Source organism: Microcystis sp. LE19-195.1E (genome assembly GCF_027532095.1).
GTDB lineage: Bacteria > Cyanobacteriota > Cyanobacteriia > Cyanobacteriales > Microcystaceae > Microcystis > Microcystis aeruginosa.
The window spans coordinates 1-21,324 of the sequence record NZ_JAPZSZ010000167.1 but is presented as its reverse complement, the minus strand read 5'-3'; the positions used below and the strand labels follow the sequence as shown (position 1 = coordinate 21,324).

Sequence of the window (21,324 nt, the reverse complement as noted above, 5' to 3'; positions counted from 1 at the left end):
ACTCGACCGACCCAACTGCAACAAAAAGCGTTAGATTTATTGGGAGTTTCCCTGATTTGTACCCAGTAACGGGGCGGCGGAAATTCTTTTAATCCCTTCTACAGCACAGGTTATGGCTTTTTGTCAACGGGGAAGTCCAGAAATAACTCAGATAGGAATGTAACCCTAATTCCCAAGTATCTCGATAAGCTTGCACCATCTCTGGTTCGCGGGTGAAATCATCGTCATCGTTGTGTTTAACGTCGCGTTTCCTCACAAAAGGTTGAAAATTAGAACCAAATTTTACCCCGTAGGGAGGGTCAATATAAATCATCTGCACTTTACCCCCCATCCCCTCGTATTGCAGTAGGGAGTTCATCGTCACCAACGAGTCACCGAGAATCATCCGGTTTACCCATTTATCGTGGTACTCGTAAGCTCGGAGAATCTGGTCAGTAATTGACCATTTAGGGTCATTAAATAGATTCAATTGTTCCCCTTTTTCCACCTTGTGGGATTTCAGGGTTTCAATAATTGCCCTAGTGGATAAACGTTCATGGACAAATAGGGGTAAAGTCGGCACTTGAAAAGATAACCTTTCGGCCTTTCCTGTCCAATTTAAAAACGGTTCACCGATTGCCTTGAGTTTACGCGCTACTATTTTGGCGGTTTCTAAATCTTCTGCTGCGAGAATTTGCTCAATTAAAGCCTCAGCTTCTTCTCGTGCGGGGTTTTCATCCCAGTTTAACTCCGGGGACAAGGAGGAATCATAACGATAGGTGACAGGGGGTTTCTTTTTCTTGAAGTGGGGTTCCGTGCCAATATCGGGACGCTGGGGATGTTCCTCGCCATGGTTGTAACTTTTGGCTTCCGTTTGCTTGTTCGTCTTCTTGGGCATTAGCAACTCTTCCTCCAAGGCGAGGTCAATCTTTAACCCCAAGAGAGCCGTAAAAAAGCGAACTTCTCTGGGGAGAAATTCGCCTTAATTTCCAGAAATTCTGAATTTATTAATTAGGCACGAGCTTCGAGACGACCATAGAAAATGCCGCGAATTTTCACTTCTTCAGCATCTTTTGCCCCTAAATCGGTGTCGGAAGGCTGTTCACTTTCAAAAACACCAGCAAACTCCCCGGTAGAAGCGTCAACTTTAGTTACCTGTAAAGACATAGTACCTTTACCCAGTTCCGTCGCTTTGACGTTAGCACGCTGGAAATCTTGACTATCAGCACTAGCGGGTAAAGCGACAGCGTTATCATAACCCGTTACCACACCCCGACCTTTGGGATCTAAGAAGCCGGCACCACGATAGGAGGGAACTTTAAAGTCACCTTCAAAATCCGTGGAACTGTTAATCGAGCTAAATCCAGCTTCGGTTTTGCCAGTGAAACCTTTAATGGTAAAGAAGAGGGGAACTCTTTCACCTCCGGGTAATTGTACGGTAATGGGTTGGAAATCGATACCGTCTTCTTCCTTGAGGGTTAAAACACCGTCTTCGGCTACGGTTAAACTCGCTGTCATCTGTTCTAAACTGGTGGTATCTCTGGTTAAGAGTTTACCCGGGATAAAGGTGGCCGCTTCCCGCTTATTAATGGGTTCACCCTTGACAAAATATTCTTGGGGTTCTAGGCATAAATCTGTCACCACATAACTTTCGCCGCGTTCTAAGGGGAGAGTACCCCGGGTGAACTCGGAAATCTGGGGACATTTGTTAGCTAATCCCGTGTTTAAAATTTCATCATAGGTTAGCTCGTTTCTATTCAGGACGGCACTAGGCGCGTCGCTACAAGCTGTCAATACCCCTAAGCACAAGGCTAAAAAGGCAACTAACAAGGCACGAAATCTCATCTATGTCAACCTCTCTTTGTCAATCTTTACAATTACTACCCTTGATCCATAGCCTGATGAATTATCGAATCGGTCGGGCCAATTCACCGAAACTCAGTTTATCAAAGATCAGTGACCATTGAGAAGATGGGAGACAGGGGACGGCAGGCAGGAGATAGGAGTCAGGAGATAGGAGTCAGGAGATAGGAGTCAGGAGACGGAAGGCAGCCGGCAAGAGGCAACAGTAAAGAGATTGGAGGAGATTCGGCTAATCGAAGAATAAGCAGTTTAAATACGTCTTAGCTTAGGAGTCAGTCCCGATGAAAAAATTTTCACCACCACAGATGAAAGAGGTTTCCTTCCCCACACCCCACACCCCACACCCCACACCCTACACCCCACTTCCCCACTTCCCCACTTCCCCACTTCCCCACTTCCCCACTTCCCCACTTCCCCACTTCCCCACACCCTCTTTCAAGTCAGGAGGCTCTCAGTAACTGATAGCTGATGACTGATATGATTGGTGTGACTGTTTTCAAATAGGAACATGAATAGCCGATTGCCGGGAGATAACAGCCAATTAGATAGCCAACTAGATTCCCTTGTAACGACGGTGACAGCGATCGCCCAAGAACAGCAGGGAGATTGTAACGGTTTGTTAATGTTGCTGCGAACTTTAGAAAATTTACATCGGCAAATTCGCGAGCAGATGTTCGAGCCATCTTTACCCAATACCCGTAAGGACTTATACGGATTACTCCGGGATATCGAGGAAACCGGGGGATGGCCCTATATAGAACGGATGAAGTTACAAATGTTAATGGAAAAATTATTAGCCAGTGAAGTCGGCGCGCTCGATTCGGCGGCAAAAACCGATGATCGAGAAAAATGAGTTTCCAGAGGTTACGGAGCGGGTTACAGTATTGGGAAAATGGATATTTTAGGGGTAGTTCGTAAATCATGACCACCGTGAACCCGATTAAATTTGGAACCGATGGCTGGCGCGGGATTATCGCCGCCGATTTTACTTTCGATCGAGTCGCTCTGCTCGCTCCCTTGGCGGCTCAGGTTTTAGCGGATAATTATGGTCAGATCACGGGTTCGCGGACGATGATCGTCGGCTATGATCGGCGGTTTATGGCGGAGGATTTTGCTCAAACTGCGGCGGAATCGCTTCAAAAAGCCGGTTTTGATGTGCTTCTCTCCCAATCCTACGCTCCGACTCCCGCTTTTAGTTGGGCAGCTCGAGCAGAAAATGCTCTCGGTGCGATCGTGTTAACCGCCAGTCATAACCCGGCTAAATATCTCGGTTTGAAGGTTAAAGGTTATTTTGGTGGTTCTGTCTCGCCGGAAATTACCCAACAAATTGAAGCTTTATTGTCTAATCCGCCGCAATTTAACGCCAAGGCAGGTAAATTAAGCACTTTTGAACCGTGGTCAGGTTATTGTCAGGGTTTACGCCAAAAAGTTAATATTGCCGCTATTGCCGAGGCGATCAAATCGGGACAACTAAAAGTTTATTCCGATGTCATGCACGGTGCGGCGGCTACCGGTTTAGAGCGTCTTTTGGGGGTGGGGATCACGGAATTACGCGGCAATCGCGATCCTTTGTTCGGTGGCGGCTCTCCAGAACCTTTACCGAGAAATTTGAGAGAAATCATCGATAAACTGGCTCACAGCGCAAATTTAGCCCCTTTGCGAGTAGGTTTGGTCTTCGATGGGGATAGCGATCGAGTGGCGGCGATCGATGGTCGGGGGAATTTTTTAAGCACCCAAAATCTCATCCCGATTTTAATCGAGCATTTAGCCGGCAAAAAGGGAATGAGAGGGGAAATTGTCAAAACGGTGAGCGGTTCCGATTTAATCCCCAAATTAGCCAGTTTATACGGTTTATCGGTCTTTGAAACCCCGATCGGTTATAAGTATATCGCCGATCGAATGTTGACCACTCCTGTGTTAATTGGTGGGGAAGAGTCGGGAGGTGTCGGTTATGGTACTCACATTCCCGAACGGGATGCTTTATTATCAGCTTTATACGTTTTGGAAGCGGTGGTAGAATCGGGCCAAGATTTAAGCGATCTTTACGCGCAATTACAGGATAAAACCGGGTTTCATTCTGAGTATGATCGCATTGATTTACCCTTAGCTAATATGGAAGCTCGCGCTCAGTTAATTACTGCTTTGGATCAGGAACCCTTAAGGGAAATTGCCGGTAAACAAGTGACTGATTGTAATACTATGGACGGTTATAAATTCCGTTTAGAAGATGGCAGTTGGTTGTTAATTCGCTTTAGTGGCACAGAACCGGTTTTGCGTCTCTACTGTGAATCTTCAACCCTCGATCAAGTTGATGAAATTCTCACCTGGGCCAAATCTTGGGCTATCTATATCTAATAGAAAACGGGTTTCTTCAAGAAACCCGTTTTCTATTTTCAAAAAATTAAGATAAAACGGGGATGAACTAGGAAATTTTCAGCCCGCGAATCGCATAATCTAATAATTCGATGGGATGAATAACGGGTGTATCTTTTCCCTGTAATTGTAGATGTTTTTTAATTTGTAGGGAACAACCCGGATTAGGAGAAGCAATCACCGCAGCCCCAGTATTTAATAAATTGCGTACTTTCTGCTGACCTAATTCATCGGCAGTATCTGGCTGTAGCATATTATAAACTCCGGCACTGCCACAACACAAGGCCGCATCGATAGGTTCTTTTAAGTTAATATTGGGGATTTTTTGCAATAATTGCCGTGGTTGCACGGAGATTTTTTGTCCGTGTAAAAGATGACAGGCATCTTGATAAACTAGGGTTAATTCTGTCTCGGTAATCGGGGATAAATCAGCAGTTAAACCCACTGCGGCTAAAAATTCTTGGGCATCGCGTACTTTAGCCACAAACTCCTTAGCCCTATCTTTATATTCAGGATCATCGGCTAAAATATGATGATATTCCTTGAGAGTATGACCACAACCCGCCGCATTGATAATAATATAATCAACCTCGGTTTCTGCGAAACTATCGATCATTTGTCTGGCTAAACTTTGTGCTTGTTTTTCCTGTCCTTGATGTGCGGGTAAAGCGGCACAACAACCCTGGGTTTTTGGGATAACCACTTCGCAACCATTGGCAGTTAAAACCCGCACTGTTGCTTCATTTACCGGCGAGAAAAAGAGGCGCTGCACACAACCTAAAACTACTCCCACTCGATAGCGTTTTTCAGTTTGGGAGGGAATAACATCGGCATAGTTTTTAAACAAAGAGGCCAGGGTGATTTTGGGTAAAATTGATTCCATCGCCGCTAGACGGGGAAAGAGCATTTTTAAGATACCCGATTTCCTGACTAGGGTTTGTAATCCCAGGGTTTGATATAACCAGAGGAAGGGTAAAAATAATTTGAGACGGACGGGATAGGGAAAGAGATTAAAAATCAGAAAACGAATAATTTTATCTTTAAAACTGCGGGGTTGATTGCGTTCCACTTGCGGACGAACTGCGGCGATTAATTGATCGTATTGTACTCCCGATGGACAGGTACTAACACAGGCTAAACAACCTAAACAAGTATCAAAATGTTGGCTAGTGGTTTCGTCTAAAACTGCTTCCCCTTTATTGATGGCATTCATCAGATAAATTCTGCCCCGAGGGGAGTCCATTTCTTTGCCAATCACTCGATAACTGGGACAGGTAGATAGACAAAAACCACAGTGAACACAACTATCGATTAATTCTTGGGCAGGGGGATTCTTGGGGTCAAATCCTTGATTTTTTTGGTCGATTAATTCTTGAAAGTTAACGGAATGTTCGGAGGTTTGCATGATTTTAAATTAGATTTTGTTAAGAAAGCGTTCAGGACTAAAAATACCGTGAGGATCGAATTTAGTTTTTAGGGTTTTCATCATGGTAATCGCGTTACCTGTATAGCCCCAAGGTTCAATTTTTTCTTTTAGGGATGGGGGCGCGGTTAACACCGTTAAATAACCCTGATTGGCACTGCATAAAGAGCGAATTTTGTCAAGATTTTCCTCCGATCTTAAGATAACTTTACCCACCCCACTACTAATATTAATCGAGGCTAGTCCGTTAATTTGGTCGATAACTAGAGCTAAATTGCTAGGTAATAATCCTATTTTGCCGAAAAAATTGCCCTCTTGGTCATAATTATCGATTGTTTTTCGGTATCTTTGCCCTAGAGAAACTTCTGCCTCATCCCGATAATAATTGGTCTGACAGTCTAACTGTTGTCCTAAATAACTCACCTGTTGCGATTGTTCGCTAATACTTTCGGGAATGCTTTGAAAACGCAGCAGTAAAGCGACTTTTTCCCCTAATCCTAGTGCTTGCGTCATCCCTGGGTTTAAACATTCAGCCACGGTGGGAGTTAAGGCCGATTGCCGAATAACTTGACTTAATTTACTAATATTTTCGCTATTTCCAGTGATGATCAGGGTTTCTGAGTGAGCAGTTTCGGGATACAGTCGCAGGGTAATCTGATCGATAATCCCTAAAGTGCCGTAGGAACCCGTAAATAGCTTCATCATGTCGTATCCCGCCACATTCTTGACCACACGCCCTCCAGCTTTAGCAATCTCGCCATCGTGACGGATAAAGGAGAATCCTAGGATCAGATCCCGGACACCACCGTATCTTTGCCGCCATGTTCCCGCGTCGGCTGTGGCTATAATACCGCCAATCGTGGCATTATCGGCGTAACTGGGATCAAGAGGAAGAAATTGACCGCTAGGAGCTAAAAAAGCCTGTAAATCCGCTAGTTTAAGCCCAGCTTGCACGGTTATAGTTAAATCTCCCCTAGCATGGTCAATAATCCGGTTGAGATTTTGGGTACTGACTAAAATATCGGGCGACTCGACTAACCCACCCCAATCTAATTTACTGCCTTGACCGTAGGCCAGTAAAGACAGACGATTTTCGTTGGTAAAACGCACCAGAGAGGATAAAGCGGTTGTATTAGCGGGATAAACTATAATTTCAGGACTTTTGCCCCTAATTGCCCTTGATAATCTTTCTTGTTCCTCTTTTGGCACTTGTTGCCAGGTAATAACTGTCGTGTCGGGGGGTAAAATAGAAGTTATCTGAACAGCGATCGCAGTCATATTTTACAAAAGAATTGAGGAGTGAGGACTTACCTGCCGATAATGGCGAAGAATGGGGGTAATGCCGGGGCTAATCAGTAATTTTCAGCCTCTATTAATCAGATTACCTTAGTTTGGCTCTCCCTCTCCGATGTCAGGCAATTCTAGCAATACTGAGGCACAAAAAAAGCTCTCTTGCATAAATCAAAAAATTTTCGGTAAATGTAGGGAAAAGGGGAAAGGTTAAAGGGAAAATTATCCTTTTGCAAGAGTGCCTCTTGCCTTTTGCCTCGTCTCAACAAGCAATTTAAATTACGAACAGCTTAACTGCTAAATTAGCCATACACTCGTGTCATAATGTTAGATTACCTCGATCAGTAAGCCAAGAAGTAATGAGTGTAGATTGGACGAATAGCCGCGCCAAGCGATTAAGTGCCTTACCCCCCTACGTTTTCGCCCGCTTGGATGAATTAAAAGCCTTAGCCCGCAAAGAAGGACTAGATTTAATCGATTTAGGTATGGGCAACCCGGACGGTCCTGCCCCGCGTCCAGTTATCGAAGCGGCCATTCAAGCTTTTGAAACCCCCCAATTTCACGGTTATCCCCCCTTTGAAGGAACCGCCAGTTTCCGAGAAGCGATCGCTAAATGGTATGATCGCTCTTATGGTGTGGAACTCAATCCCGATAACGAAGCTTTACCCCTGCTAGGTTCCAAAGAGGGCCTATCTCACCTAGCCCTAGCTTATGTTAACCCCGGCGATGTGGTCTTAGTTCCCAGTCCCGCCTATCCCGCCCATTTTCGCGGTCCTTTGATTGCTGGGGCGACGCTATACCCGATCATTTTAAAAGCAGAACAGGATTGGCTGCTAGATATCGATTCTATCCCCGAAGATGTGGCTAAACGGGCGAAAATCCTCTATTTTAACTATCCTAGTAACCCCACCGCCGCCGTTGCCCCTCGGGAATTTTTTGAAAAAATCGTTGCTTGGGCCCAGCACTATGAGATTATGCTCGTCCACGATCTCTGTTATGCTGAATTAAGTTTTGATGGTTATCAGCCCACCAGTTTATTAGAAATTCCGGGGGCAAAAGAGATTAGTGTGGAATTTCATACCCTCTCGAAAACCTATAATATGGCTGGGTGGCGCGTCGGTTTTGTCGTGGGCAATTCCGATATTATTCAAGGGTTACGCACCCTGAAAACCAATCTCGATTATGGTATCTTTTCCGTCATCCAAAAGGCGGCCGAAACCGCCCTACAACTGCCGGATGAATACGTCAAACAAGTACAGGAAAGATACCGGCAGCGACGAGATTTTTTAATCAAAGGTTTGGCGCAATTAGGTTGGGATATTCCCCCCTCTAAGGCGACAATGTATCTCTGGGTCCCCTGTAGCGTCGGTATGACTTCCACGGATTTCGCCCTTACTGTTTTGCAAAAAACTGGTGTCGTGGTCACTCCGGGCAATGCTTTTGGAGAGGGAGGGGAAGGTTATGTGCGCGTCAGTTTAATCGCCGATATCCCGCGATTAGGGGAAGCTTTACAGCGCCTCGAAGATGCGGGAATTCGCTATCGGTAAGGAGAGTTTTTCCCCTTGATTTACGGGCCAAATCCCTCTAGGCACTGGCTAAAATTGCGATTATGATGGAATTTTATCGCGGTAGCTTGCCACTTCCATGACCTACAGCTTAAGAATTGCCGATATTCCCATCAGTGAAAGACCAAGGGAACGTTTAATCAGTGTCGGGGCGAAAAACCTCAGTAACGCCGAATTATTAGCGATTTTACTAGCTACAGGTCAAGGTAAAGGCAAACTCTCGGCAGTGGGTTTAGGACAGCATATTCTCAACGAATTGAGTAAATATCGCCGGGAGCCTTTGGACGTTTTGAGGGATATTCACCCCCATGAATTAACCGCTATTCATGGCATTGGACCGGCTAAGGCCACTACTATTCTAGCGGCGATCGAATTGGGAAAACGAGCTTTTCAACGACGACCGACGGAAAAAATGGTCATCGATAGTCCCGATACCGCTGCCGCTATTCTTGGACACGAACTAATGTATCAGTCTCAGGAACGTTTCGCCGTTATTTTACTCGATGTCAAAAATCAGTTAATCGCACTCAAAGTGATTACTATCGGCACAGCCACGGAAACACTGGTACATCCGCGAGAAATCTTTCGAGAAGTAGTTAAACAATCAGCTACTAAGTTAATTATCGCCCATAATCACCCCACTGGGTCACTTGTGCCTAGTCAAGACGATATTTTACTCACAGAACAATTATTACAGGGAGCCACCTATCTAGCCATTCCTCTCCTAGATCATTTGATCCTCGGTAATGGCAACTTCCAAAGTCTTCGCCAAATCACAGATCTTTGGGAAAAATATCCCCAAGAAGATTAGACCTCTTGCAACAATCACAAATTGTTGTTAGGTTTAGCTGGAAAAGGGAGCGAGTGCGCTCGAAATCTGGGTAAAATTTGAGAGATACAATCGGTCAATTGGGCATGGATTATAAAGAAGCGGGCGTGGATGTGGAAGCAGGACGCGCTTTTGTCGAGAAAATTCGCCAAAATGTGGAAAGTACCTTCCGTCCTGAAGTTATCGGCGGTTTAGGCGGTTTTGGCGGCTATTTTCAGTTACCTTCCGGTTATCGGCAACCGGTGTTAGTATCGGGAACTGATGGCGTAGGAACCAAGCTGAAAATTGCCCATAGTCTCAATTGCCATGATACGGTGGGAATTGACCTCGTGGCCATGTGCGTCAACGATGTCTTAACCTCTGGGGCTGAACCTTTATTTTTCTTGGATTATCTCGCCACCGGTAAACTGGAAGCGTCACAGTTAGCAGCGGTGGTATCGGGAATCGCTAGGGCCTGTCGTGATAGTGGTTGTACTCTTTTGGGAGGGGAAACGGCGGAGATGCCGGGGTTTTATTCGGCGGGAGAGTACGATTTAGCGGGTTTTTGCGTCGGTATTGTCGAAAAAAGTCAATTACTCGACGGCAGTAAGGTGCAAATCGGCGATGTGGCTATCGGTTTAGCCAGTAGTGGGGTTCACAGTAACGGTTTTAGTCTTGTTCGTAAGATTATCGACACCCAGGGCTTAAATTGGCAAGATTGCCCCGAAATTTTGGCTGGCTCTAGCTTAGGTGAAGTTTTGTTAACTCCCACTAGACTTTATGTTAAACCTGTGCTAGAACTGCTGCGCTCTGGGTTAGATATTCACGCCATGGCCCACATTACTGGGGGTGGCATCCCAGAAAATTTGCCCCGCTGCTTAGGGAAAGGGCATTCCGTGCAGATTTACCGCGAAAGTTGGCCAGTTTTGCCAATTTTTCACTGGTTAGCCCAGATGGGTTCGGTTAATTCCGAAGCCATGTTTAATACTTTTAATATGGGTATCGGTTTTGTGATCATTGTCCCATCAGATCTGGCGCAATTGACTATTAATCAACTACAATCCTCTGGGATTAATGCCTACCAAATCGGCGAAGTGATTGCCGGTAAGGGGGAGATTGTTGGGCTTGATTAAAGTTAGTTCAGGCTAAGAAGATTTTGCCATGAATTCCACCAAAAAATCAGGTTGACTGGCTGGGATAGCAGCAGAGTTTCGGCCTATCCCCAACCCAATTTATATTAAGTTTTTTTACTTAAGTAGTTATACTTAGTTTGCTTCTCGATAGAATCAAGTCAGAACCTCATAAGGCACTTTTTCAGAGAAAAGGAGGTTATAGCCATGCAAGAAATGCCTATCCCCCAACTCTTAGGGTAGCGGTGGTCTGGGGAAAAGGTGCTGGTGACTGGAGCTTCGGGATTTAAAGGCAGTTGGTGATTTGACGCTCCCCGAAGCGCTCATGGGAGGGATTCTTGGTTCAACAAGTCCACCATACCAAGTACCTAAGTACAGGACAAAAAATCTAAGGACTGCAAAAAGCTAAGTACAGGACAAAAAATGAAGATAAAGGAGAAAAGTCATGTTGACAACTCAAGATACCCAAAAAGATAATTCCTTCGCAGAAGCTCGGAAACAAACTGAAGAATACAAACGCTTGCAAGAAGTCCGTGAACAAAATATCCCTTGGAAAAAATGGGGTCCCTATTTAAGCGACCGCCAATGGGCAACTATGCGGGAATACTACGGAGAAGAAGATAAAGCTTGGGGTTATTTCAGCCATGATGAAGCTCGAAATCGTTCTTATCGATGGGGTGAAGACGGCATTTTTGGAATTTCTGATGAGTGTCAGCGTCTATGTTTTGCCCTAACCCTTTGGAATGGAAAAGATGAGCTTTGGAATGAAAAAGTTCAGCATTCCGAAAAGCATCTCAAAGAAAGATTTTTTGGTTTACCTGGTATGTGGGGGCAAAACCAAGGAAATCACATGGAAGATGTCAAGGAATATTACTTTTATTTAGATAATACTCCCACTCATTCTTATATGAAGGCCTTGTATAAGTATCCTTATAAATTTCCTTATGATGATCTCATTGAAGAGAATAATAAACGAGGAAAAGATAAACCTGAATATGAGCTAATTGATACTAATTGTTTCGACGAGGGATACTTTGATGTTGTTGTCGAATATGCCAAGAAGACTCCTGAAGATATTTTAATTAAAATTACTGTTTGGAATCAGGGAAATGGTGAGCATGATTTACATATTTTACCGACGCTTTGGTTTCGTAACACTTGGTCTTGGGGACAACTGAATGACAAAAAACCCAGCCTAAAAATAATTAATGATCGCCAATTCAAAAATGAATTAGCGGATGTTAAAAACAATGAATTTGTTTTGGTTGAAGCTGATTGTCATAATCCTAAGTTAAAATCAATGTATTTTTATTGTGAAAAGCCACAAGAAGTTCTTTTTACCGACAATGAAACTGGCAAAAAGAATGCGATTGAGCAGTATATTTTCAATCAGGATGCAGAGCAATCTCGGCAACAAGGAACGAAGTTTTCTGCTCATTATTTTGAGTCGATTCTTCCCCATAAGTCAACTAAAAACAATCGAAAAGTCATTCGCCTCAGACTTAGTAATGATCCTAACAAAGTAGAGCCTTTTGCCAATGATTTTGAGGAAATATTTGGCCAACGACAAAAAGAGGCTGATGCTTTCTATGAGGCGATTACTCCTTTTCGTATTTCAGATTCAGATGAAGAGCGACAAATTCAGAGACAAGCATTTGCGGGAATGTTATGGAATAAACAATTTTATTACTATGTTGTTCAAGATTGGCTTCAGGGTGATTTCTTATATCATCGGCATCGAATATACCCCGATCATGAGATGCCTAAGCCTGATAAGAGAAACATTAATTCTCAATGGACTCACTTACACAATGAAAATATTATTTCCATGCCTGATAAATGGGAATATCCTTATTATTGTGTTTGGGATTCTGCATTCCATGCCGTTACTTTTGCTTTAATCGATCCTGATTTTGCCAAAGAACAATTATGTCTCTTTACTCAACCTCATTATATGAAAGCTAATGGTCAAATTCCCTCTTGTGAGTTTGATTTTAATCAAATACACCCACCTATTCTGGCTTGGGCAGCTTTGCAAGTATATGAAATAGAGCGAAATGTCTATGATTTGCCTCCTGATCGACGATTTCTACAAAATATTTTTGATAAGTTAGTCAAGAATTTTGACTGGTGGTTTGAATCTAATAAACTAGATGACGGTAAGTATTTATTTAATGCTGGATTTTTAGGATTAGATAATATATCTATCGTTGATCGTAATCAATTTTTGAAAGATAAAAGTGTCACAATTGAACAAGTTGATGCTACTGCTTGGGTAGGAATGTTCTGCTTGAATATGCTGAAAATTGCAACTGAAATAGGAAAAAATGAGAATCTAGAAAATCAGAAGATTTTTCAAATTCTTAGTGTATATTTTCTGGGAAATTTCATTCAAATTGTTCATGAAATAAATGAAAACTTTTACAGAAATGACAATGATAGACGAGTAAGTTTGTGGGACACTGAGGATAATTTTTACTATGAAGTTTTAAAGATTTCTTTGGAAAAATTTTCCTTAGAGTTGCCATTGAAATATCGCTCAATTCTTGGTATTATTCCCATGTTTTCCGTGGAAGTTTTTACAAAAGACAAAGCGAATAGTTTAACACAATATTTAAAAAATGAATTTCATGATCGAAACTCTCCTCTAGCTAAGTTTACAAGTGAGGAAGACTTTAATTATTTATTTGGACAAGAGGAATGTGTTGATATTCCGCAAAAACCGAATGATAATAACCCTAATGATCGAGAACTATTCTTATCTATTGTCAACAAGAAGAAATTACAAAATATCATTGATAAGCTTCTTGATAAAAAAGAATTTTTGAGTGAGTATGGAATTCGTTCTTTGTCTAAATTTCATGAAGAACATCCTTATCAACTGGATGGATTACTCAGAAATATGTATCAGCAGACCCTTGCAATCGAAATGAAATATGAACCGGGTGAAAGCAAAGCTCCTATTCATACTGGTAACTCTAATTGGCGTGGTCCTATTTGGTTTCCCATCAATTTTCTGATCATTGACTCCTTGAAGAAGTATTATAATTATTTTAATGTCTGTTTACACGAAGAAGACTTCAAGGTACTATTTCCAGCCATATCACATAGTAAAATGACGCTGAAACAAGTTGCCTTGGAACTATCTCAAAGATTGATTAAAATTTTCCTGCCTGATGAGTCAGGGAAACGACCAGTGTACGGAGATAACCCAAAACTTCGTGAGCTTTTCAAAACCCCTGATGGTCAGGATTTAATACTGTTCTACGAGTATTTTCACGGAGATACAGGTCAAGGACTGGGAGCAAGCCATCAAACAGGTTGGACAGGACTCGTAGCTAATTTGATCTATCAGGTCGGAGAATATAACTATCTCAATAGCGCACCTTCTTAATACTCAATTAACTTCAGTCGGACGGGAGAAGGAAAGTTTTAACCCGGGACAGGATCAAGCTTTCAGCTAATCCAGGATTCGGGTTAAATAGACTCTAATAGATTGTATCCCGTTGACGGGCGGGGCGATCGAGGGATTTAATCGCCGTTGCTAATTCCTCGACGGTCAAACAAGTACCGCCCAGGGCTCCGGCCATAGTGGTAATATGTTCTTCCATGAGAGTGCCACCGAGATCGTTGCAACCCCAGTTTAAGGCTTCTGTCGCCCCCTGTAAGCCCAATTTTACCCAACTGGGTTGATGATTTTTAATGCTATTGCCCAAATAAATCCGCGCCACTGCTGTTAATTTTAATGTATCGGCTAAAATTGGTTGATCTCGTCCGACTCGATTTCTCAGGGGTTTGGGGGCTGATTGTCCCACAAAAGGCAATAAAATAAATTCGGTGATTTTAGCCCGATAATTATTTTCTAGGGCGATTTCTTGCTGTTTTCTAATTTTTTCAAGGTGCTGCACCTGTTGGCTAGGGGTTTCAATATGACCGCAGAGCATGGTACTGGTGGTATGTAACCCCAAGCGATGGGCAGTACCGACTATTTCTAACCAAGTGGCGGCATCGATTTTTTCTGGACAAATTACCCGTCTTACCTCATCCACCAACACCTCGGCAGCCGTCCCCGGTAGAGAATTCACTCCTGCTTCTTGCAGGGAAGCGATAACTTTTTCGTAACTTAAACCATCTTCTCTAGCGATAAATTGGACTTCTTGGGGCGAAAAAGCGTGTAAATGCAGGTCGGGAAAGGCTTGTTTCAGGTTTTTAACAATTTCGAGGTAATAGTCTAAGGAATTGCCCTTAATCTTGGCTTTTGGGTTTAATCCTCCCTGCATACAAATTTCCGTCGCCCCACGACGGACGGCATCCGCCGCTTTAGCGATAATTTCCTCTAAATTAAGCCAGAAGGCCCCTTCTTCATTTTCATCGCGTCTGAATGCACAAAAACTGCAATGCTGCTCACAAATGTTACTAAAGTTAATGTTGCGATTGATAACGTAGGTGACGGTATCTCCCACCTGTTGACGACGCAAAAAGTCGGCCGTTTCCTGAATCCGGGCAATTAAACGGTTATCGGTAGTTTCTAGCAAGATAATCGCTTCTTTCGCCGATAAATTCGCCCCTGACCGCGCTTTTGCCAAAATATCGGTTACGGGTGCGGTGATGGAGGAGTTAGTCACGGGAGATAAATATTAAGGGTTGCCGATCCTAATTGTAGAACGAGGTCAGAAGGAACAGTAAAGAAAGAGAGCCGATTTAATCCTTTTTCTGTTCCCTATTCCCTTGTCTGCACGCGGTAATTTCCGGTTGAGAGCCTTTATTGCAGGGTGGTTTGTTTTTCCTGTTCTTTTTGTTGACGTTTTTTCTTTTCTGCTTCTAGGGCATCTTCGATAACCTTGAGCAGCTGATCCATTTTATCAAGATTACCGCGATAAACATCGAGGTCTTTTTGCAGTTTCTCGCTGGAGAGACGGAGAATTTCTGAGAACTTTTGCAAAATTTGTTCGCGTTTTTCTTTTTCCTTGATCATGTCCGGTTGTGCTTCCGCCAAAATAGTATAGAGACCGATGGCAAACAGGCGACTATACTTAAACTTAGGCGCGTTGATAACCGAAACTAAACTATCAGACAACTGATTGTTACCACCCAGAGCAGGGTTTTGCAGTTGGGAAAGCAAGGAATCAATATTAGTTTCTTTGGCAATAGCGATCATATTTTCGGCATCACGACGATAGACTTCGGGATTACCGTTAACCGCTTGGCACAAAGCATTAAAAATATTCGGTTTATCCTCCCCCGGACGATAGCCTTCCATGAACTTCTCGAAAGAAGTAACCACACCAAGGGCATAAATTGGATCATAATGGAAATCTACATTAACGGAGAGCAGGTGCATCTCGACTAATAATTCCTCAACCACGCGCCGATACACCGAATTGATGGGGCGGGTGTGGCGAGTATAAAAATCACGCTTACTATCGGAAACAGTACGAATTTTGTCCACAGAACCAAACTTCATAAAAATTTAACACTGCTCTCATTTTCTCCCTTCTCGTTCCCCCTGACAAGGCCAGTGATCACCAAAGAGCGGCAAGCAGTCAGTCCAGAGAGAGCAAAAGAGCGAGTAAGATAGGGCAATGGGAAATGGGAAAATGGGGAAATGGGGAAATGGGGAAATGGGGGAATGGGGAAGTGGGGGAATGGGGAAGTGGGGAAATGGGGGAATTCAACTAAAACCCCAACACCCCAACACCCTAAAACCCTAAAACCCCAACACCCTAAAACCCCAACACCCCAACACCCTAAAACCCTAAAACCCCAACACCCAAAAGCTTTTTCACTTTTCACTTGACTATATGGCCAATCAAGACGACAAAATCAAAATTATCAGTGATAACCGGCAAGCACGCCATCTCTACGAGATTTTAGAGACTTTTGAAGCGGGGGTGCAGTTGCTGGGGACCGAGGTTAAATCCGTGCGCGCCGGTAAGGTAAACCTGCGGGATGGTTACGTTTTAGTCCGCAATGGTGAAGCGGTGTTAATTAATGTTCATATTTCCCCCTACGAACAGAGTAGCGAATATTTTAATCACGATCCGCGCCGGACGAGAAAATTGTTGATGCACAAAAAGGAAATCACCAAACTCATCGGTCAAGTGGAACAGAAAGGCTTAACTCTTGTGCCTTTAAAGATGTATTTTAAAGGTAGTTGGGTAAAAATCAGCATTGGCCTCGGTAGAGGCAAAAAATTACACGATAAACGCGAAGATTTGAAACGTCGTCAGGATCAACGGGATATGGCGCGAGCGATGAAGCGTTAACCAAGACACTTATCGGACTGGCAAAGGTCTAGGTAAGAAACGAGCGGGTTTTGTTACAGTTGAACTGTATTAGGCTCCTTGCGGCCGTCACCATCCCCCTCACTTTGGGTTAAAATTTATGTTAAAAGTCTTGACAAAAGTAATTAAATATGCTAAAGCACCCGCTTTAATTGCTCTATCTTTAGCTGTGGGTGCGGGGGTTATTTTACCAAAAATAACTTTAGCCAATGGCAACCCCGGCCTAACCATTTTTAGTGGAGTCGATCGCAAGGATATCTTAGATTATTTCTTGCAATTTGGTGGTCGTCCCCGGCAAATGGATCGTTATAAACTCTATATTCCCCCGAAAAAACTCTCCCAAGGGGCCTCGGCTTTTTTTATTTCCTATCCCGATTATTTTAACGGCCAGTTTGACACTAATAAAATCGAGGTACGCACCAACGGCAAATCTTTACCTTTAAAGGAAGTGATTTGGGATAAGGATAGTCGCATTATTCAAATTGTCCCCGAACAAGCGATCGATCCGACCAGCAAAGTTGAAATCGTCATGTCTAATGTCAGAAATCCTGAATTAGGCACTTATTACTTTACCTGTGATGTGATTGCCTCTGGCAATATTCCCGTCCGTCTCTACGTTGGGACTTGGATTGTCAGTATCGAACCTTAAGTAGGGTTTGCGGCAAAAAGTTTTTCGTGGGGGTAGGGTGTGGGGTGTGGGGTGTGGGGTGTGGGGTGTGGGGATAATAAATAAAAGCTGCCTTCTGCCTTCTGCCTTCTGCCTCCTGCCTTCGTTAACGGGGATGGGGAAATGGGGGAATGGGGGAATGGGGGAATGGGGGAATGGGGGAATGGGGGAATTTAACTAAAACCCCAAAACCCTAACACCCTCTCAGCCCGAGAAAAAGTCAACCAAAGTCAACTATTTGCCTCCGAGTTGCTAAAATCTGAGTAGTTTTCACCTATAGACTCGTTGGCTGGGGAATTTTCTTCGGAGTTTGAGTTTTTGCCACTGCCTTTGTGAGAATTTTTGCCCCCTTCCCGTCCGATAGCTGCCATGTGGGCGCGATCTCGGCTAACCGCTTCACCACCTTTTCGTCCCGCTTCGCGAGCCTCTTCGGAGGTAAATTCGTGGGCTGTACCTTTTTGATGAGCAGCTTTACCACCTTTACTAGCGATTTCCCGTTGTTTAGCTTGATCCATAGAGGCAAAACCGCGTTTACTCTTACCTGTCATAATATCCCTCCTGTGTGAATGCTGATTTTAAAAGTTCTTAAAGACTTATGCGAGATTTTTAAAACATCAAAATCATGGTCTTGTCGGTGGGCAAAACATGGAGATTGCCCCGCTTTTTTCCTCTAAGAACTATGGATTCCTACCTAGTATCATAACTCATTAGCTTGACTTCTAGGGAACTAATTACAGCGATAAAAGAGCGTATTTTATGTTAAAAAATATTAAGCGAATCGAGCATTTATCAGTCTAAAGATATAGAAGTTATCTTAATGGTGAGGTACAAAGTTTGCCTTTGCAGGAGTCGGTCTTCAGTTATCAGTTATCAGTTATCAGTTATCAGTTATCAGTTATCAGTTATCAGTTATCAGTTATCAGTTATCAGCTTTTTTCTCCCTGCTCCCTTCTCCCCACTTCCCCACTTCCCCACTTCCCACTGAAAAGGCTGCCATGCACTCTTAATTAGATGTGCGGGCAGCCTAAAGCCTAGTTTTTGGGGATTTAATCGGAAAAAATTAGGGTAAGACTTGGGTTTTTAAGACTTGGGTTTTTTCGATCAACCATTTATCTCCTTGCCGTACCAAATCATAGCGCACGTCCGAGGACTCATTATCGGAACTAATTTCTTTGCCATTCTCAAAATACATGGTCTTTTCGTTTACTATCGCTTCCACCGTCGCTAAATTAGGATTTTTCGCATTATTAGTAACCGCTCGCACCTCCACTTGATGATCGTAGTGCCGATAGTTATTTCCCTGTAAAGCCGCCGCCCGTGTTTGCCAAAGTTCCAAGGCTGAACCTGTTAAAACCTCTTTCAATTGCTCTTTTTGGTGTTCACTGCCAAAAGCGGCCGATTTTGCTGCTAACCAAGCTTGAATCGTCTCCTTTGCTGTTTCCTTGTCCAAGGGAATCCCTTCCATCACTTCCGCATTAGCCGAGGGAATTTCTAGTATGGGAGTATTTAAAGAAATCGGTAACTGTTCCCCTTGCAAGGCTGCCAAAGGAGATTGACTATCGACAATTGCCTTTACCCCCAGGGCCAAAACCGCGATTGTTCCCACTAATCCTACCCCTAATATCGCCACTCGATCGAGTCGCAGTTTTCTGCGGGCTGGTCGTCTCCGTTTCGGTGCGACTAGGGCAGTTTTTGCCGTTTCTAGGGCTGCCGGCCCGGAGTTGCCCGCTGCTTGGTGGCGCGGGCGACTAGGACGACGACGGGGGGGATTAAGTGCCGGTTGACGATAGGCTGCTGTCACCACCACACTGCCCTGAGTATAGGGGGTGAAAGTTTCCTCCTGAGCAGTGGCTCTCAGGGCAGGTACAGCAGAGCTTGTCCGCTCACCGTTAACTCTAGCTAAAGACGGTTTTTGGGGACGAGAGTGGGAAGAAGAATAAGCAGATTCCCTCATCGGTGTCACTCCTGGCACTGGGTTTAAATGGGTGGGGGGGGTGTGGGTTTTCAGAACATTTACTTCCGATTCTAAGGGTTCGCCAACCTTTTCTTGAACCGATACGGGAACTTTTTCGTCAGGAAACCCTGACAATTCTTCTAAATAATTTTGTACTTCTTCCTCGGCAAAATACTCTTTGAGTGAGGCTTTCCGCTCGACTAAATCACTAAAATGGCAGAAAACTTCTGTTTGTAACCAACGCTCACCGTAACGACATAGCCCGGGTAAAAGATCGGCAGATTGCCCGGATTGTTCCTTAATATAATTTAATATTTCTTGCTCTTGACTTTTTTCTAAAATTGTGCTTGCTCGTTCCGTCTGACCGAGCAGTAGGGCGCAGATTGATCGCTCTAGGGAGACATCCTGATGTTTTTGTAATTGCTGTAGGCGATCGCTGGCTGCGACAATAGCGGCGGGTTGTTTTTGGGCGAAACCGCGGGCGATCAAGGCATAGACCAGCAGATAATTACCCACCGCCGAGGGGCGTTGTGCCTCTTTTGCCCAGATTTTCTCCTGTTCGTCCTGAGTTAAATAAACCCGTAACTGTTGAATAAAGCGTAAAAAATTATCCACCCCCAACCCAGAGCGATCGTCACCCTGGCCATCGATGCCGCCGCGAGCGGCCAACATCTCCTCCAAGAGATTTAAGCCGCGCTGACGGGCAAGACTAGGTTTTTTTTCTTGGGATAACAATTCCAGTATCCGGTAGGGGCGCAGGCGATCGCAATCATGGCGAATCTCGCTGGCCACTTGCAGGAACATTTGTTCTTGTTCCAACCAAGTCAGGGCTTTGGCCGCGGTGCTGGCCGCCTGTTCATAATTTTTATCCTGCCAATATTCCCGACTTAATTCCCCGTAGGCCAAAGCCAAGGTTAAGATCATGTCTGGGCGAGTAGTTGGCTCTAAATCTAGATAAGTTTCGGCCAAACGAATCACTAACTCGTATTCTCCCAACTCTTGCAGGATGAGCAAAGCTCCCACCAGATCGGCGGGGGCAATGGTAATCTGGGGAGTGAGATATTCCGGCGAAGCCGCAGCCAGCCCCCCAGCCTGAGAATCTAGGTTTTCGGCGCTGCTTTCTGGGTTGAGAAGCAAGGGATTGGGGTCGAAAAATTGGGCATCGTAATCACGACGGCGATCCGCAGCACTTAACACTTGGTAAGCTTCATCTAACAAGTGCTGACGGGCAATGATCGCTGTTTGACTGTATTCTTGACGTGGCAATTGCCGTCCCCGGTCGGCGTAGGCCAAATCAATTTGCTCGGCACTCACCTGAAAGGGGATTCCCAATATCCTGTAGTAGTCGAGAGGAATTCGCACGGTTAGCTGTACCTCAACTCTGGAGAGTCCTTAGTAATCTACTCCCGTTAAAGCGTCAGCTTAACGGGAGCTTTCTGTAACCCTAAACTTATCGGGCAAGCCAATAAATTCGGCTCTCTGGGCTGGATTACACTCAGCCCCAAAAGTCTAATCATCTTGCTACCGTTCGCGTCTGCGTCACCAATCCAACCACAAGTCTTATTACTACACTTAAACGATTTTCCGCTTCTAATTCCGATATGTAGGCAACAATGACAGGTTTGAGAGGTATATCGTGGATTAACCGCGATAACCTCAACTCCTTCTTTAATGCCTTTGTATTCGAGAAATTGTCGAAGTTGATAGAAAGCCCAAGAGTTAGACCGTCTTCTCTCGGTCTTATTTCGTGGTTGTTGGTTGGTTCTCTCTCGAATACCGGTTAGGTCTTCAATAGCGATAATCGAGTTGGTTGATTTTGCCTCGGCAACGATAGCTTTACTGATTACTTGACACTCTCCGCCCTAAAAGTGCGGAGATTCTTGGGCTGAATCTTGCCGCTACTAGCAAAGCTAATTTTGGTCTTACAGTTTCATGTCTAGTCCGACTACACCTACAAGGTAAGCACTCTTAAAGACTACTCCCCAAGC

Annotated in this window: 17 protein-coding genes and 1 pseudogene; 9 read left to right on the top strand and 9 right to left on the bottom strand. The window is 44.2% G+C overall.

Annotated elements, in window-relative coordinates; all coding sequences use genetic code 11:
* Window positions 1–88: 88 nt before the first annotated feature.
* Both O9300_RS09880 and O9300_RS09875 read right to left on the bottom strand, forming a co-directional pair.
* The gene (locus O9300_RS09880) at window positions 89–877 is read right to left on the bottom strand and encodes a hypothetical protein (protein WP_287971486.1); all 789 of its coding nucleotides are present in this window, start codon (window positions 875–877) and stop codon (window positions 89–91) included.
* A 113-nt stretch (window positions 878–990) separates the two neighbouring features.
* Window positions 991–1,824, bottom strand: coding sequence for a photosystem II manganese-stabilizing polypeptide (locus tag O9300_RS09875; RefSeq protein WP_287971484.1), 834 nt, complete (start codon window positions 1,822–1,824; stop codon window positions 991–993).
* A 299-nt stretch (window positions 1,825–2,123) separates the two neighbouring features.
* Here O9300_RS09875 and O9300_RS09870 point away from each other — a divergent pair, with 299 nt between their 5' ends.
* From O9300_RS09870 to O9300_RS09860, 3 genes are all read left to right on the top strand, one after another.
* Window positions 2,124–2,300 (top strand): hypothetical protein, encoded by a 177-nt coding sequence (locus tag O9300_RS09870; protein ID WP_287971482.1) that lies wholly within the window; start codon window positions 2,124–2,126, stop codon window positions 2,298–2,300.
* A gap of 50 nt (window positions 2,301–2,350) precedes the next feature.
* Window positions 2,351–2,695, top strand: a complete 345-nt coding sequence (locus O9300_RS09865) for a hypothetical protein (protein WP_002761033.1) — start codon at window positions 2,351–2,353, stop codon at window positions 2,693–2,695.
* Window positions 2,696–2,763: 68 nt separating this feature from the next.
* A complete protein-coding gene (locus O9300_RS09860) occupies window positions 2,764–4,197 on the top strand; it encodes a phosphoglucomutase/phosphomannomutase family protein (RefSeq protein WP_287971481.1) in 1,434 nt (477 codons plus the stop codon).
* Between the two features lie 67 nt (window positions 4,198–4,264).
* Here O9300_RS09860 and O9300_RS09855 read toward each other — a convergent pair whose 3' ends face one another.
* Together O9300_RS09855 and O9300_RS09850 are read right to left on the bottom strand one after the other, a co-directional pair.
* Entirely contained in the window at window positions 4,265–5,620 is a 1,356-nt protein-coding gene (locus O9300_RS09855; protein ID WP_287971479.1) for a (Fe-S)-binding protein, read from the bottom strand.
* A 9-nt stretch (window positions 5,621–5,629) separates the two neighbouring features.
* Window positions 5,630–6,916, bottom strand: a complete 1,287-nt coding sequence (locus tag O9300_RS09850) for an FAD-binding oxidoreductase (protein ID WP_287971477.1) — start codon at window positions 6,914–6,916, stop codon at window positions 5,630–5,632.
* A 371-nt stretch (window positions 6,917–7,287) separates the two neighbouring features.
* Between O9300_RS09850 and O9300_RS09845 the strand changes: the two genes are divergently transcribed.
* From O9300_RS09845 to O9300_RS09830, 4 genes are all read left to right on the top strand, one after another.
* Complete coding sequence (locus O9300_RS09845) at window positions 7,288–8,475, top strand: aspartate aminotransferase (protein WP_287971476.1); 1,188 nt, start codon at window positions 7,288–7,290, stop codon at window positions 8,473–8,475.
* A gap of 97 nt (window positions 8,476–8,572) precedes the next feature.
* Window positions 8,573–9,304 carry a RadC family protein gene (gene radC / locus O9300_RS09840; protein ID WP_287971475.1) on the top strand — a complete coding sequence of 244 codons (732 nt, stop codon included), beginning with the start codon at window positions 8,573–8,575 and terminating at the stop codon, window positions 9,302–9,304.
* 104 nt (window positions 9,305–9,408) lie between these two features.
* Window positions 9,409–10,434 carry a phosphoribosylformylglycinamidine cyclo-ligase gene (gene purM, locus O9300_RS09835; RefSeq protein WP_125732753.1) on the top strand — a complete coding sequence of 342 codons (1,026 nt, stop codon included), beginning with the start codon at window positions 9,409–9,411 and terminating at the stop codon, window positions 10,432–10,434.
* 442 nt (window positions 10,435–10,876) lie between these two features.
* The gene (locus O9300_RS09830; RefSeq protein WP_045358801.1) at window positions 10,877–13,825 is read left to right on the top strand and encodes an MGH1-like glycoside hydrolase domain-containing protein; all 2,949 of its coding nucleotides are present in this window, start codon (window positions 10,877–10,879) and stop codon (window positions 13,823–13,825) included.
* 94 nt (window positions 13,826–13,919) lie between these two features.
* On the opposite strand, the gene cofH is transcribed toward O9300_RS09830, so the two are convergent.
* Together cofH and psb29 are read right to left on the bottom strand one after the other, a co-directional pair.
* A complete protein-coding gene (gene cofH / locus O9300_RS09825) occupies window positions 13,920–15,056 on the bottom strand; it encodes a 7,8-didemethyl-8-hydroxy-5-deazariboflavin synthase subunit CofH (protein ID WP_287971473.1) in 1,137 nt (378 codons plus the stop codon).
* Between the two features lie 137 nt (window positions 15,057–15,193).
* On the bottom strand, window positions 15,194–15,880 hold the full coding sequence (psb29, locus tag O9300_RS09820; RefSeq protein WP_170863942.1) for a photosystem II biogenesis protein Psp29: 687 nt from the start codon (window positions 15,878–15,880) through the stop codon (window positions 15,194–15,196).
* A 352-nt stretch (window positions 15,881–16,232) separates the two neighbouring features.
* Between psb29 and smpB the strand changes: the two genes are divergently transcribed.
* Window positions 16,233–16,697: an SsrA-binding protein SmpB gene (gene smpB / locus O9300_RS09815; protein WP_147074125.1), complete on the top strand. Its 465-nt coding sequence runs from the start codon at window positions 16,233–16,235 to the stop codon at window positions 16,695–16,697.
* Window positions 16,698–16,815: 118 nt separating this feature from the next.
* Entirely contained in the window at window positions 16,816–17,364 is a 549-nt protein-coding gene (locus O9300_RS09810) for a DUF2808 domain-containing protein (RefSeq protein ID WP_287971470.1), read from the top strand.
* A 248-nt stretch (window positions 17,365–17,612) separates the two neighbouring features.
* On the opposite strand, the gene O9300_RS09805 is transcribed toward O9300_RS09810, so the two are convergent.
* The 3 genes and pseudogenes from O9300_RS09805 to O9300_RS09795 form a co-directional block, all read right to left on the bottom strand.
* Window positions 17,613–17,930, bottom strand: coding sequence for a KGG domain-containing protein (locus O9300_RS09805; protein WP_002761051.1), 318 nt, complete (start codon window positions 17,928–17,930; stop codon window positions 17,613–17,615).
* A 512-nt stretch (window positions 17,931–18,442) separates the two neighbouring features.
* Complete coding sequence (locus O9300_RS09800; protein ID WP_287971468.1) at window positions 18,443–20,698, bottom strand: IMS domain-containing protein; 2,256 nt, start codon at window positions 20,696–20,698, stop codon at window positions 18,443–18,445.
* A gap of 47 nt (window positions 20,699–20,745) precedes the next feature.
* Window positions 20,746–21,183, bottom strand: a pseudogene (locus O9300_RS09795) (RNA-guided endonuclease TnpB family protein); the annotation flags it as partial.
* Window positions 21,184–21,324 lie beyond the last annotated feature (141 nt).

Bases quoted from the DNA above. Each gene is read 5' to 3' on its own strand.
- O9300_RS09880 (WP_287971486.1), bottom strand. From the start codon at position 877: ATGCCCAAGAAGACGAACAAGCAAACGGAAGCCAAAAGTTACAACCAT.
- O9300_RS09875 (WP_287971484.1), bottom strand. From the start codon at position 1,824: ATGAGATTTCGTGCCTTGTTAGTTGCCTTTTTAGCCTTGTGCTTAGGG.
- O9300_RS09870 (WP_287971482.1), top strand. From the start codon at position 2,124: ATGAAAAAATTTTCACCACCACAGATGAAAGAGGTTTCCTTCCCCACA.
- O9300_RS09865 (WP_002761033.1), top strand. From the start codon at position 2,351: ATGAATAGCCGATTGCCGGGAGATAACAGCCAATTAGATAGCCAACTA.
- O9300_RS09860 (WP_287971481.1), top strand. From the start codon at position 2,764: ATGACCACCGTGAACCCGATTAAATTTGGAACCGATGGCTGGCGCGGG.
- O9300_RS09855 (WP_287971479.1), bottom strand. From the start codon at position 5,620: ATGCAAACCTCCGAACATTCCGTTAACTTTCAAGAATTAATCGACCAA.
- O9300_RS09850 (WP_287971477.1), bottom strand. From the start codon at position 6,916: ATGACTGCGATCGCTGTTCAGATAACTTCTATTTTACCCCCCGACACG.
- O9300_RS09845 (WP_287971476.1), top strand. From the start codon at position 7,288: ATGAGTGTAGATTGGACGAATAGCCGCGCCAAGCGATTAAGTGCCTTA.
- radC (WP_287971475.1), top strand. From the start codon at position 8,573: ATGACCTACAGCTTAAGAATTGCCGATATTCCCATCAGTGAAAGACCA.
- purM (WP_125732753.1), top strand. From the start codon at position 9,409: ATGGATTATAAAGAAGCGGGCGTGGATGTGGAAGCAGGACGCGCTTTT.
- O9300_RS09830 (WP_045358801.1), top strand. From the start codon at position 10,877: ATGTTGACAACTCAAGATACCCAAAAAGATAATTCCTTCGCAGAAGCT.
- smpB (WP_147074125.1), top strand. From the start codon at position 16,233: ATGGCCAATCAAGACGACAAAATCAAAATTATCAGTGATAACCGGCAA.
- O9300_RS09810 (WP_287971470.1), top strand. From the start codon at position 16,816: ATGTTAAAAGTCTTGACAAAAGTAATTAAATATGCTAAAGCACCCGCT.
- O9300_RS09805 (WP_002761051.1), bottom strand. From the start codon at position 17,930: ATGACAGGTAAGAGTAAACGCGGTTTTGCCTCTATGGATCAAGCTAAA.